Raw genomic sequence first — 12,409 nt, 5'->3', positions numbered from 1 at the left:
ACCGTGACGAACCCGACCCGCATCCTGTTGATCGACGACGACGCGGTCGACCGGGCGGCCGTCCGGCGGGCGCTCGCCAAGTCCGGCCTCGCCCATACCCTGACGGAGGCCGCGGGCGGCGAGGAAGGCCGGCGCCTCGCCGCCGAGGCGACCTTCGACTGCGTGCTGCTCGACTACCGGCTCCCGGGCATCGACACCTTCGCGCTGCTCAAGACCCTGCTCGCGGTCGAGGGGCAGGCGCGGGCGGTGCTGATGCTGACCGGCGAGGCCGACCCGGACCTTGCGACGCGGCTGATGCGGGCCGGCGCGCTGGACTACATCGACAAGGCCGAGGTCACCCCATCCGGGCTGGCGCGGGCGATCCGCTTCGCCGAGGCCCGGCAGGCCTTCCAGGCGGAGCTCGCCGACGCACGGCGGGAGGCCGAGGCCAAGTCGCTCGAACTCGACACCCTGAACAGGCAGAAGTCGCTGCTGTTCTCGATCATCGCCCACGACCTGCGCAACCCGTTCCAGGCGCTGCTCGGCCTGTCGGAGGTGCTGGGAAAGGCGGTCGCCGCGCGCGACCCCGCCTCCATCGAGCGCCGGGCCAAGGGCATCCAGGAAGCGGCGACGCAGGCCTATGCCCTGCTGGAGAGCCTGTTCTCCTGGGCGAGCCTGCAGATGGACACGCTGGCGGTCACCCTGACCGACGTCGACCTCGACGCCGTGACCACGGAAGTGATGCAGGGCGCAGCCGAGACCGCCGCCGACAAGGGGCTGACCCTGGACGCCTCGTGCGCGGGCATCGCCGTCCGGGCGCAACGGGACATGCTCACCACCGTGCTGCGCAACCTCGTCGGCAACGCCGTCAAGTTCACGCTGCCCGGCGGGACCGTCACGGTTTTCGGCCGTCGCCTCGGTGATGAGGTCGAGATCTCGGTCGCCGACACCGGCGTCGGGATGCCGCCGGGCAAGGTCGACGACCTGTTCCGTCTGGATCGGCGGACGACGACGAACGGGACGGCGGGGGAGCGGGGCAGCGGCCTCGGGCTCCTGCTGTGCCGGGACCTGGTCGAGCGCCAGGGCGGGGTGTTGGCCGTCAGCAGCGCGGTCGACCGCGGAACGACGTTCCGTTTCCGCCTGCCCGCCGGCATACCTTCCAAGCCTTCACGGACCTTCGCCGAGGCATCGCCGACCTGACCGCACGCCGGGTCCCTCGCTCGGCGAGGCCGGCAGTACCCGCGGCATAAACTTGCCGTGGAGGCTTCCGCGACCGCCGCGACATCCGCGGCCGGCCGTCGGACGACCGGCCGCGAGGTTCCCCACCTACCGCAAGGTGGAGGACTCGCCGGGCCGCAGGTGCCGCTCTCCGCCCTCGGGACCACCCTGGGAAACGTGGTCGTTCAGGCGCCCGAGGTGCTCGAAGACGTGCTCGAACGCGGCGGTCACGGATTGATCGAAGGATCCGTCGCCCTTGCCTTGCGCGTCCTTGAGCGCGGTCAGCAACGAACGGTGCTTCTCGGTATCGCTCGACATGTCGGTCTCCGCGCCGGCCGGATGCCGGCTCGGCAGGCCAAGGGTTTTCCGCGGGGACGGGTTCCCCGACGAGGGGCCAAGGTGGACGATGTCCGTCCTGCCCCGGGGGCCGGCCGTCGCAATCCCCGCGCGCGCTATGCCGGGCGCCGTGAGAGAGGCAACCGGACGGAGACCCGCATCCCGTCGGCGCCGTGGGTGACGTCCACGTCGGCGGCGGCCTGCGCGGTAAGGACCTTGTTCAGAAGCCGGGAACCGAAGCCCTGGCGTCCCGGACCGCTCGCCGCCGGCGCGCCATGCTCCTGCCAGTCCCAGAGGAGGAACCGGCCTGCCTCGCTCTCCTCGATCCGCCACCGGACGCGCAGGCGTCCGGACGGGACGGCGAGCGCCCCGTGCCTCAAGGCGTTGGTCGTCAGCTCGTGCAGCGCCATGCCGACCGGCACCGCGAGTTCGGAGGGCAGCACGACCGTGGGCCCGTCCAGGCCGACGCGCCCGTGCTCGTCGTAGGCGTCGAGTTCCCCCCGCAGGAGCCCGTCGAACGAGGCCGCCTGGGAGGCGTCCTCGGTGATGAGGGCGTGCGTCCTGGCGAGGGAGTCGATCCGACCGCAGAACGCCCGCGTGAAGTCCGGCAGAGTCGCGTACGAGCGCAGCGTGGCGTTCAACACGGCCTGGACCGTCGCGAGGGTGTTCTTCACGCGGTGGTGCAGTTCGCGCACCATCATCGCCTGCAGGTCCTCGGAGGCGCGCCGCTCGGTGACGTCGCGTTGCGTCGACACCCAGTGGGTGATGGCCCCGTCGGTCGCGCGCACCGGGGTGATCAGCCACTCGACCACGTAGGTGGTGCCGTCCTTACGGTAGTTGAGCGCCTCGCCACGTGTCGCCTCGCCGGCTTGGAGGGCCCGGCGCAACCTGTCCAGGGCCGCGCGCTCCGTCCGGGAGCCCTGGAGGAGGCGGGGCGACCGCCCGCTCACCTCGTGTGCCTCGTATCCCGTCATTCGGGTGAAGGCGGGATTGACGTACTCGATGCACGGCCCGGGCTCGTCGAGCCCTGCGGTGGTGACGATGATGGCCTCGCCCGACGCCTCGACCACAGCGCGCAGCAGCCGGAGGTCGACCGCGCCCGACCCCTTGTCGTTACCCCACACTGCGCGACTGTCTCCAGGTACCCGGGGCCACGAACGCGGCCAGGCCCGTGCGGGGCCATGCGGAAGCGTGCGACGTTCAACCGGTCCGGTCGTGGAAGGTTGCCCGATGGGTCGGGGCGCCACGTGGACGGTCACGACCGTGGGTCGGGACCGTCTTGGCGGGCCGCGCGTTCATCGGGGGCCGACGCGTCACGATGGGTCGGCAGAAGGAGACGAACGCATGTCCGCCACGCGACGACCCGGCCCCGCCCATCGGCGATCCGCCGCCCGGTCCCACAACTCCCGAGGGCGACCCGCCGGCGCCCCAGCCACCCGGACCCATCGACGCCCGCTGACCCCGACCACCGCGCCTATTCGCACGGCGGCTTGGGTTCGGCCCCGAGGCGGCGCATGCAGGCATGGTAGATCTTCGCCCCCAGCGGGAACGGGGTCAGGCCATGCGGGTTCGGCACGGTGAACACTCTGTCCCGCGCCCCGCCACCGCCTTATGCGTCCTGCGGGCTCGTGACCGGTCGTTTCTGCGTCGGGGCGTCCGAACAGTTTGAGGCGAGCATGACAGTTAGGTAGCGCCCGGTGCTCATCGGCCGACCTGCGCCTGATTGGCATCGACCGCCCGGCGACAATAACCCGGGAGCTCCTTGCGGTGCTTCTCTAAGTAGGCGTCCATCGCTTGTCCGCCAGGGTCGACGTCCCAACGCTGTGTCGTAGTGCCCCCGGCGCAGTAACGCTTCAAATCCTTCTTGCCCCGCCGTTCGGCGAGCCCGGGCGTCATGGACCACAGGTTGACGAGGATCGCGAGGCCGATGCTCGTCAAACCCGGGCTACATTCCGTAGGGGACCATGCCGTGACGGGACCATCGCAAGCGTCCCGGTCAGTGGTGGGCGACCAGCATCCAGACGGCCATCGCGACCATCATCAGGTTCTCGGTCAGCGAGACGAACCCGAGGGGCACGCTGCCCGAGCCGCCGACGCAGGCGCACTTGATCTCGCGCCTGTCGACGTAGACCGCCTTGAACACCGAGATTGCGCCGACGGTGCCGATGAACAGGGCCAACGGGATCGACAACCACCTCAGCGCGCCGGCGACCATCAGGATGCCGGCGAGCGCCTCGCAGAACGGGTAGGCGTAGGCGTAGCGCACCCAGCGTCGGGCCAGCAGGTCGTAGCCCAGGAACATCGAAGAAAAGCTCTCGACGTCCTGCAGCTTGAGGATGGCCAGGACGCACATGCTGAAGGCGATGAACCATTCGCCGGCCCGCACCGTCAGCGGCGTCCCGTAGGCGGCGTAGCTCGTCGCCAGCGCTATCAGGGCGGTCATCGCGAATACGGCGACCACCGGTGCATAGCTGGTGGCCTTCGGGTCATTGACCTCCTTGCCGAGATGACGGCGCAGGTCGTCGTAGCCACCGACCAGCTCGCCGTTGATGAAGGTCTGCGGCGTGGTCTTCACGCCGTGCTCGGCCTTGAATGCGTCCGTCTCTTCGCGGGTGGTCAGCCAGTGGTCGTCGACCGTGAACCCCTCGCGTTCGAGCAGGTCCTTGGTCTTCAGCCCGAACGGACAAACGTGCTTCTCCATCACCATCCGGTAGACGGTGGCCCTGCGGGTCGTGTCGAGCATAAGGCGGCTCCTTTTTGCCGGTGACCTCGTTTGCCGAGACATCTTGCGACGAGCCGGATCGAATACGAGCCTATGTGACGCGCTCGCCGAACCTTGGCCTGGAATCCCGCACCGTTCCGTCGGATCGGCACGTCGCCCAAGCGCCACGACCGGGCCGAGGCCGCAGAGATAAAGGCTTAGATGTCGATGCGGGCGCCGATCTCGACGGCCCGTTCGGCCGGGATGCGGAAAAAGCGGGATGCGTCCGTCGCCGCCAGCGCCATCGCGATGTAGAGCCGATCCTGCCAGACCGGCATGCCTGTGGTCGGCGAGGCCACCAGCACCCGGCGGCTCAGGAAGTAGGACAGGCCGTCCTCGTCCATGCCGGCGTTGGCGAGGGCCCGCGGCAGGTCGGGCAACTCCGTGAAGCCGAAGCGCACGGTCACGCCGGTGAAGGCGTCGGACAGACGCTCGACGGTGACGCGCCCGGCTCCGGACACCTTGGGCACCTCCTCGGTCACCACCGTCAGGATGAGGTTGCGTTCGTGCAGCACGTGGTTGTGCTTCACGTTGTGCATCAGCGCTCCCGGCGCGTCGTCCGGCGACCCGGTGAGGAACACGGCCGTTCCCGGAGCGCGCAGGACTGAGCCGGTCTCGGCCATGTGCGTGAAGTCGGCCAGGGGAACGCGGTGCTCGTGGATGTGCCGGGCGATCAGCGCCGAGCCCCTCCGCCAAGTCCACATCGCCGTGACGAGCGCGGCGCCGATAGTCAGGGGCACCCAGCCGCCGTGGAGGATCTTGAGCGCGTTGGCCGATAGGAACACGAACTCGACGAGGAGGAAAGGTGCGAGGACGAGGGCCGCGACCGCCGCCGGCCAGCGCCAGAACCGCCACGCGACCACGAACACTAGGCAGGCCGTGATCACCATGTCCCCGGTGACGGCGATGCCGTAGGCAGCCGCCAGCGAGCTCGACGACTTGAACAGCACTGCCAAAAACACGACCGCGGTCAGCAGCCACCAGTTCACCCGCGGGATGTAGATCTGGCCCTTCTCGGTCTCGGAGGTGCGCAGCACCCGCATGCGCGGCAGGAGGCCGAGCTGCATGGCCTGCTGCGTGATCGAGAACGTGCCGGTGATGACCGCCTGGCTGGCGATGACCGTCGCCACGGTAGCGAGCAGCACCATCGGCAGGAGCGCCCAGGACGGGTAGAGCAGGAAGAAGGGGTTCTCGATCCGCTCGGGATGGGCCAGCAACATGGCGCCCTGGCCGAGGTAATTCAGCGCCAGGGCTGGCAGGACGAGACCGAACCACGCCGCCCGGATCGGCTGCCGGCCGAAATGGCCCATGTCCGCGTACAGCGCCTCCGCCCCGGTCACGGCCAGGAACACCGCGCCGAGCGCGAGGAGGCCAGCGGTACCGTGGCTGAGTAGGAAGGCGATGCCGTGCGTTGGGTTGAAGGCGGCCACGATGCTCAGGTCGTCGAGGAGGTGGCCGAGGCCGCCGAGCGCCATGACGATGAACCACAGCGCGGTCAGCGGCCCGAAGACGAACGCCACCTTCGCCGTGCCATGGTTCTGGACTGCGAACAGGCCGACGATGATGGCGATGCTGAGGGGTAGCACGTAGGGGTCGAGGGCGGGCGTCACGAGCTTCAGCCCCTCGATGGCCGAGAGCACCGAGATGGCCGGCGTGATGATGGCGTCGCCGTAGAACAGGCTGACGCCGATCATGCCGAGGACGATCACGAAGCCCCCCGACCGGCCGAGCGCCCTCTGCGCGAGGGCCACCAGGGAGGGCGTCCCGCCTTCGCCGTCGTTGTCAGCGCGCATGACGATGAGCACGTACTTCAGCGTCACGATGAGGATCAGCGCCCAGAGGATCAGGGAGACGACGCCGAACACCATCTCGCGGGTCGGGGCGTGGCCGCCGCTGGCGGCATGGAGAGACTCCTTCAGGGCGTAGAGCGGGCTGGTCCCGATGTCTCCGTAGACCACGCCGACCGAGCCCAGGGCCAGCGCCCAGAACCCGGTCCGGGGGCCGTGTCCCGCCACGGGGGGAGTCGATGTGTCGTGCGCGGTGGGTTCGGTCGTGGCGCCAGCGGACATCGATGGTCTCCCCCGACCCGCGCCTGGACGGCTCTGCGGGCCCGGCTCTCAACGGTCCGGCATCGGGAACGTTCGCGGACGGCAATCGCGAATTGCCGATGAGTACCCCGCGAAATGGAACTTCGGCCCGGCCACCCCCTTTGGAGGTGCACAACGGAACAGGCGGAGAGCCCATGAGGACGTTCGTCTTGGCGACCATCGCGAGCCTCGCCCTCGCGGCGCCGGCGTTGGCGGCCCCGTGCAACACCGGAGCGACCAAGGCCAAGGACCCGACGCCCGGGCAGGTGAACCCGAAAAGCTCCGACGTCGACAAGTCGAGCCAGAACCTTGCCGGCGGCCAGCAGCCCGCCTCGCCGGGCACGGTCGGGGCCATGAACGCCGCCGGGGCCAACCAGATGGTCGGGCAGAAGCCCGGGTCGGAAGCCAAGAACGACCAGGGCGCGGGTGTCGGGACGTCGAGCAAGAACCTCGCGGGCGGCCGGCAGCCTGCCTCGCCCGGCACGGTCGGGGCCATGAACAACGCCGGGGCCAACCAGAAGCTTGGCGACCAGGCCGCCAAGGACGACGGCTGCTGAGGCGAGCGGTCCCGCCTGAGTTTCCATCCGAAGGGCCCGCCCGGATCGCCGTGGCGGGCCCTTGCCGTGTCCGGTCACCCGCGCCGGGAGACCAGCGCGGCGCGAGGACCCACGACACCATGAACATCCGCGTCCTCGTCGCCCCGTCCGGGTTCAAGGGGTGCCTCGACCCCGAGCACGTCGCGTCGGCGATAGCGACCGGCCTGCGACGGGCATCCGACGCCGTGGAGGTTCGCGAACTCGCGCTCGTGGATGGCGGCGAGGGCACGGCGGCGACGCTGGCCCGGGTGACGGACGGCGAGCTCCGGCCGGCCCGGGTCACCGGACCGCTCGGCGAGGTGCTGGACACATCCTTCGCCATGCTCGGCGGCACTCATCACGGCACCGCCGTCGTCGAGCTCGCCGCCGCGGCCGGGCTGAGCCACGTGCCCCACGACCGGCGCGATCCGATGCGGACGACGACCCGCGGCGTCGGCGCGTTGATCCTGGCCGCGCTCGATGCCGGGGCCACGAGGGTCATCGTCGGGTGCGGGGATTCCGGAGTGAACGACGGTGGCGCCGGTCTGGCGCAGGCGCTCGGCGTGCGTCTCCTCGACCGAAGCGGGGAGGACATCGTGGGCGGCGGCCTCGGGCTCGCCGAACTTGACCGCATCGACCTCGCCGGCCGGGACCCGCGGCTCGCCCGAGTGCCGATGGAGGTCGCCTGCAACGTTGAGAATGTCCTGACGGGTCCCCGGGGCGTCGCCCGCGTCTTTGGCCCGCAGAAGGGCGCGAGCGAGGACGATGTCCGCACTATGGAGGCGGCGCTCGACCGCTTCGCCGCCGTGGTCGAACGCGACTGCGGCGTCGACGTCCGCCTCATGCCGGGCGGAGGAGCTTCCGGGGGCGCCGGGGCCGGGCTCCACGCCCTGGTCGGCGGCACCCTGCGGTCGCGGTTCGACCTGCTGTTCGCGTTCCACGGGGTCGACGAGGCCGTGGCCTGGGCGGACCTGATCGTCACCGCGGAGGGCGGCCTCGACTACAAGTCCGTCCGGGGCAAGATCCCGTCCGAGATGGGCAGGCGCGGGGCGACCGCCGGCAAGGCCGTGGTCGTGCTGGCCGGAACGCTGGGGGAGCGCTCGGGCGAGGTTTTGGACGAGGGCGTCTGCGCGTACTTCTCCGTCATCGGCCGGCCTCAGTCGCTGGACGACGCCATGCGCGACGTCGAGGAGCAGCTCGGGCGTTCCGCTGAGCAGATGATGCGGACCTTCCTCGCCGGCGTCGCACTGGGTCGCCGCCAGAACAGCGGGTCGCAGGCTTGACCCATCCGTCCAAGCGCACTCTGTCGGCGGTGGGGGCCCTCGCGGCGCTCTGTATCGCCGTGACCCTGCCGGAGGGGCTTGATTGGCCGGCCCGGGCCGCTCTGCTGGCCTTCGGCGGGGCGGCGGTCTTCTGGACCCTGACGGACTTGAGCGGCAGCTACGTCGCCGTCGCGGCCGCGCTGTTCCTCGTGGCGGTCCGGGGGGTCGAGCAGCAGGCGCTGATCGACGGCCTGGGGTCGAAGGTGGTCTGGCTGGTCATCGGGACCTTCGTCCTCGGCGCCGCGGTCGAGAAGAGCGGGCTGGCCGGCCGGCTCACCGCCTTGGTCGCGGGACGCGGGACCACGGTCGGGGGCCTGATGTGGCGCCTGACCCTCGGCATCGTCCCGCTCGCTTTCCTGATCCCCTCGACCTCGGGGCGCGCCACCGTGCTGCTGCCACTTTATCGAGGGCTGACCGAGGCGGACGACGACGAGCGCGTCGCCAGGGCGGTCGGCTTGCTGATCCCCGCCGTCATCGTCATCTCGACGATCTGCAGCCTGACGGGCGCCGGTTCGCACCTCGTCGCTGTCGACCTCCTGGAGAGGCTGTCGGACCGGACCATCGGGTTCGGTCAGTGGATGCTCTGGGGGCTGCCGTTCGGCTTGGCCGCCAGCCTGATGACGACGTTCCTGGTCAGTCGCCTGTTCCTCGACGGGGAGGCGCGGGCCCGGCCGATTGGCGAGGTCGACGCCCCCGCAGGTCCTCTCTCGCCCGCGGAATGGCGGACGGGAGCGGTGGTCGCAGCCATGCTCGGACTGTGGCTAACCGAGGGATACCACCCGTTCGGGATCGCGACCGTGGCGGTGGCCGGTGCGGTTCTGCTAACGATGCCGGGCCTCGGCGTCCTTACTTGGAACGAGGGCGTGGAGGCCGTGAACTGGTCGCTGGTCCTGTTCATCACCGCCTCACTGGTGCTCGGTCGCGCCCTGATCTCGACGGGTGCCGCGAAGTGGCTGATTACTTCGGCGTTGGGCGCGAGCGGCGTCGATAGCGGTAGCTCGCCGCTGCTGGTCATGTTGGGGTTGCTGGCCCTCGGCATGACGGCGCACCTCTACATGGTGTCCCACACGGCCCGGGTGGCCGCGTTGCTCCCGCCGCTGCTGCTCCTCTCGCACCGTCTGGGCCTGAACCCTCTCGCGGTGGCGTTCTTGGCGAATGTCGGGATGGACTACTGCTTGACCCTGCCGGTCAGCTCAAAGGCGCTGCTGATCTTCCAGGACGGCGACCGACCGGCCTTCTCGTCCCGGGACCTTCTCCGACTGAGCGCGTTCCTGGCGCCTGCCTATGCTGCGCTGATGGTTGTCGCCTACCTCGTGTTCTGGTCGCGTATTGGCCTTGCTCTCTGACGACATCACGGCGGCGAAACGGCCGAGCGCGGTGCTTCGATGGTGCGAGATTGCCCGGGGCCGCTTGTCGACCCTCCGGTCGCTTGCAGATCCGGCCGACGTGGCGATTACGCAATTTGCGGCCAGATCCATGACTGCGCAGCCTAACGCGGCTGTGGTGACCCGCCGTCGAGTGATCCGGTGGCCTTCGACGTTGCGCCAGACTTGCCCTCGCCAGTCCCGGAACCCGCCGTCGTCATATCGGTTCCGGGCTTCGCGACCGGTGCCATAAATCTCGCCCCAACGCCCATCCCCCGGACCTGACGTCGTCATCCAGGGCTGGAGCGGTCGATGGTCCGGCCATCACCGGCGCAGACATCAGCTAAAGCAAGGGCATCAAGCTGAACCGCTTCATGGCATATCCTCGTCGTTCGATGGACAGGGCGCCCCGCCTGCCCCAGGTCGGATGTGGAGATCGCCCTCGATCACGCCAGTCGCCCGGTCTCCTGCACCAGGACGAACCGGGCATGCCGTTCGAGCAGGTCACCGAGATCCTGCGGATCGGCCACGCCGCGCCGGGCCGCGTCGGCGACGAGGTCGGCGTGACGGCGCAACTCCCTCAGCCGGTCCGCAAGACGTTCGACCTCGGCGACGCGTGCGAGGACGTCGAGCATCCGTCCGAGCACGAGCACGGACCCGGCGGCGTTCTGCCGGATCATGTGGAACATCGCGTCGCAGAGGCCATCGTAATCGGTCACGGGATGGACGAGCACCACCTGTCCCTCCCGGACGACCGCGCCGGTCGCAAGGTAGCGTGGCGCGATACGGCACAGGGCGTCGCCGAGGTGGTCCACAACGCTGCCGGCCGTGAACGGGTCGTTGATCCCGGGTGAGAGGGCACGGACCGCGATTTCGACCAGTTGTCGGATCGAGTATTCCAGGTCCTGGAGCGAGGTTGGCCGGCGCCCGAGGGTGACCGCGCGCGCGATGGCCCCGTCGGCGCCCTCGACGCCCGCGGACAGGAAGGCGACGGGGAAGCCGCTGGGCACGTAGTCGCCGGGGCGGACCCGCAGGGCGACGGTGATGCGGTTCTCCTCCGCCCAATCGGCCAGGGCGTCCGTATCGACGGCCTGCAGGTACCCGCCGCCGGTCTTAGCGACGGCGTTGCCGGTCGGCACGTCGGAGGGCCTTGCCGCATCGGCCGCGTCGAGGGTGCGGGCCTCGATGGCCTTGCAGAGGTCCTGCTGAACGGCGTCGACCACGGTCTCGATGTTGATGCTCGTGGCGATGTGGTGGACGAACCAGACCAGCGTGCCGATGGCGATGAGCGCCAGGACGAGCGCACCGGTGATGGCGAGGTGTGGGACGAACGGGTCTTCCTCCACCGTCCGAACCGTTCGAAGGACCATCAGCGAATAGGCGAATGTCCCAAGGAATATGCCCAGCACCGTCTGGTTGCGGCCATCGCGGATGAAGTTGCGTAGGAGCCTTGGGCCCATCTGGCCGGAGGCCAGGGTCAGTGCCGCGATGGTGATCGAGAAGGTCGTGCCGGCGACCCCGATGTTCGAGGACGCGATGGCGCTCAACAGCGCCCGTGCCCCCTCTGCGCCGCCGGAGTAGCCCCAGTTGGCGTCCGGGGAGGACGGGTCGTAGCCGGCGACGTGGGCAGTTTCCAGCCAGACGCCGAACTGAGCGAGCAGGATGCAGCCGAGGACGATCAGCGCCGGGCGCAGCCAGAACAGGTCGCCGAGGATCTCGATCCAGGCTTGCAGCCGCGCCTTCATGCCCGCTCCTGCGCGCGGCGGCCGGCGTCCTCTTCCTCCCGCAACACACGCCACCGGGCGCGCGGCGGACTCTTCCCCGCGGGCCAGCCCTCCCGCTGCCGGGAGCGGTCGCCGTCGGTCTCCTCGGTCTGGTCGTGGAACAAGACTTGGCTCGTCGGGTACGGCAGGTCGATGCCGGCCGCGGTGAGCGCGTCTTTCACGTCGGAGATGGCGTGGTCGAGGGCGTCGACGGCGTCCCGGCGCCGGGGCGGGTCGATCCAGAACCGGGCGGTCATGTCGACGCCAGCCGCGCCGAGCCCGGTGACCAGCGCTTCGGGCGGCGGGTCGGCCAGCACGCCCTCGGTGCCGCGCAGGGCCTCGACGATGACCCGGCGCGCCTCGCGGATGTCGTCGCCGTTGCCGATGGTCAGCGGGAAGGCGAGCCGGCGCTTGTCGTGGGCGGTGATGACCGTGATCTTGTCCACGAACAGCGTCGCGTTGGGGATCAGCACGCGCTGGTTGTCGTAGGTCCGGAGCACCGTCGCCCGCACCCACACGTCCTCGACGGTACCCTCGTGCGAGCCGGCGCGGATCTGGTCGCCGATCACGAAAGGCCGGGTCAGCAGGATCAGGATGCCGGCGAGCAGGTTCTGGAGGACGTCGCGGAAGGCGAAGCCGATGGCCACGCCGCCGATGCCGAGCAGGTTAAACAGGTCGGCCGCCGAGACCGAGGGAAAGGCGACCGAAGCGGCTACCAGAAACGACACCAGGACCGTCACGCCCCCCGCGATGCGGCCGAGCACGGAGGCCGAGCCCGGGGAGGCGTCGCGCAGTTCCGCCGCGCGCCGGACGGCGGCGCGCACGCCCTTGGCGATCAGCAGGCCGATGCCGAACAGGACCAGCGCGATGGCCAGCCCGGGCAGGAGTGCCACGGCCGAGCGGCCGAGTTCCTCAAGTCGCCCGAGCGCTTCGGAGAAGATCATGGGGTACCGGGGGTCATGAGAAAGCCGCCGGAGGCGGTCGTGCCATCCGGCAGCGCATGG

Annotated in this window: 11 protein-coding genes; 4 read left to right on the top strand and 7 right to left on the bottom strand. The window is 70.0% G+C overall.

All coding sequences use genetic code 11. From position 1 onward, the window contains the following. Positions 1-3 precede the first annotated feature (3 nt). The gene (locus MFF56_RS03895) at positions 4-1,179 is read left to right on the top strand and encodes a hybrid sensor histidine kinase/response regulator (RefSeq protein WP_238229537.1); all 1,176 of its coding nucleotides are present in this window, start codon (positions 4-6) and stop codon (positions 1,177-1,179) included. 126 nt (positions 1,180-1,305) lie between these two features. On the opposite strand, the gene MFF56_RS03890 is transcribed toward MFF56_RS03895, so the two are convergent. From MFF56_RS03890 to MFF56_RS03870, 5 genes are all read right to left on the bottom strand, one after another. Continuing rightward, complete coding sequence (locus MFF56_RS03890; RefSeq protein WP_238229536.1) at positions 1,306-1,515, bottom strand: hypothetical protein; 210 nt, start codon at positions 1,513-1,515, stop codon at positions 1,306-1,308. Positions 1,516-1,649: 134 nt separating this feature from the next. Further along, positions 1,650-2,657, bottom strand: coding sequence for an HWE histidine kinase domain-containing protein (locus tag MFF56_RS03885; protein ID WP_238229535.1), 1,008 nt, complete (start codon positions 2,655-2,657; stop codon positions 1,650-1,652). A 577-nt stretch (positions 2,658-3,234) separates the two neighbouring features. Further along, positions 3,235-3,471, bottom strand: a complete 237-nt coding sequence (locus tag MFF56_RS03880) for a hypothetical protein (protein ID WP_238229534.1) — start codon at positions 3,469-3,471, stop codon at positions 3,235-3,237. Between the two features lie 58 nt (positions 3,472-3,529). Continuing rightward, the gene (locus tag MFF56_RS03875; RefSeq protein WP_238229533.1) at positions 3,530-4,276 is read right to left on the bottom strand and encodes a glutaredoxin family protein; all 747 of its coding nucleotides are present in this window, start codon (positions 4,274-4,276) and stop codon (positions 3,530-3,532) included. A 176-nt stretch (positions 4,277-4,452) separates the two neighbouring features. After that, positions 4,453-6,363 (bottom strand): potassium transporter Kup, encoded by a 1,911-nt coding sequence (locus tag MFF56_RS03870; protein ID WP_238229532.1) that lies wholly within the window; start codon positions 6,361-6,363, stop codon positions 4,453-4,455. Positions 6,364-6,536: 173 nt separating this feature from the next. Between MFF56_RS03870 and MFF56_RS03865 the strand changes: the two genes are divergently transcribed. The 3 genes from MFF56_RS03865 to MFF56_RS03855 all read left to right on the top strand — a co-directional run bounded on the left by MFF56_RS03865 (position 6,537) and on the right by MFF56_RS03855 (position 9,624). After that, positions 6,537-6,938 (top strand): exopolysaccharide production protein YjbE, encoded by a 402-nt coding sequence (locus MFF56_RS03865; RefSeq protein WP_238229531.1) that lies wholly within the window; start codon positions 6,537-6,539, stop codon positions 6,936-6,938. Between the two features lie 119 nt (positions 6,939-7,057). After that, the gene (locus MFF56_RS03860; RefSeq protein ID WP_238229530.1) at positions 7,058-8,239 is read left to right on the top strand and encodes a glycerate kinase family protein; all 1,182 of its coding nucleotides are present in this window, start codon (positions 7,058-7,060) and stop codon (positions 8,237-8,239) included. Beyond that, positions 8,236-9,624 (top strand): SLC13 family permease, encoded by a 1,389-nt coding sequence (locus MFF56_RS03855; protein WP_238229529.1) that lies wholly within the window; start codon positions 8,236-8,238, stop codon positions 9,622-9,624. The genes MFF56_RS03860 and MFF56_RS03855 overlap by 4 nt, the downstream gene beginning before the upstream one ends. Positions 9,625-10,088: 464 nt before the next feature. On the opposite strand, the gene MFF56_RS03850 is transcribed toward MFF56_RS03855, so the two are convergent. Further along, positions 10,089-11,387: a DUF2254 domain-containing protein gene (locus MFF56_RS03850; RefSeq protein WP_238229528.1), complete on the bottom strand. Its 1,299-nt coding sequence runs from the start codon at positions 11,385-11,387 to the stop codon at positions 10,089-10,091. Further along, positions 11,384-12,349 (bottom strand): mechanosensitive ion channel family protein, encoded by a 966-nt coding sequence (locus tag MFF56_RS03845; protein ID WP_238229527.1) that lies wholly within the window; start codon positions 12,347-12,349, stop codon positions 11,384-11,386. The genes MFF56_RS03850 and MFF56_RS03845 overlap by 4 nt, the downstream gene beginning before the upstream one ends. Positions 12,350-12,409: the final 60 nt, after the last annotated feature.

The sequence above is a fragment of the Methylobacterium hispanicum genome, from assembly GCF_022179285.1.
GTDB classification, from domain to species: domain Bacteria; phylum Pseudomonadota; class Alphaproteobacteria; order Rhizobiales; family Beijerinckiaceae; genus Methylobacterium; species Methylobacterium hispanicum.
This window is presented reverse-complemented; position numbering and strand designations above follow the sequence as displayed.

Excerpts from the sequence above, each read along its gene's own strand:
- MFF56_RS03870 (WP_238229532.1), bottom strand. The coding sequence starts at position 6,363 with ATGTCCGCTGGCGCCACGACCGAACCCACCGCGCACGACACATCGACT.
- MFF56_RS03890 (WP_238229536.1), bottom strand. The coding sequence starts at position 1,515 with ATGTCGAGCGATACCGAGAAGCACCGTTCGTTGCTGACCGCGCTCAAG.
- MFF56_RS03875 (WP_238229533.1), bottom strand. The coding sequence starts at position 4,276 with ATGCTCGACACGACCCGCAGGGCCACCGTCTACCGGATGGTGATGGAG.
- MFF56_RS03850 (WP_238229528.1), bottom strand. The coding sequence starts at position 11,387 with ATGAAGGCGCGGCTGCAAGCCTGGATCGAGATCCTCGGCGACCTGTTC.
- MFF56_RS03865 (WP_238229531.1), top strand. The coding sequence starts at position 6,537 with ATGAGGACGTTCGTCTTGGCGACCATCGCGAGCCTCGCCCTCGCGGCG.
- MFF56_RS03860 (WP_238229530.1), top strand. The coding sequence starts at position 7,058 with ATGAACATCCGCGTCCTCGTCGCCCCGTCCGGGTTCAAGGGGTGCCTC.
- MFF56_RS03845 (WP_238229527.1), bottom strand. The coding sequence starts at position 12,349 with ATGATCTTCTCCGAAGCGCTCGGGCGACTTGAGGAACTCGGCCGCTCG.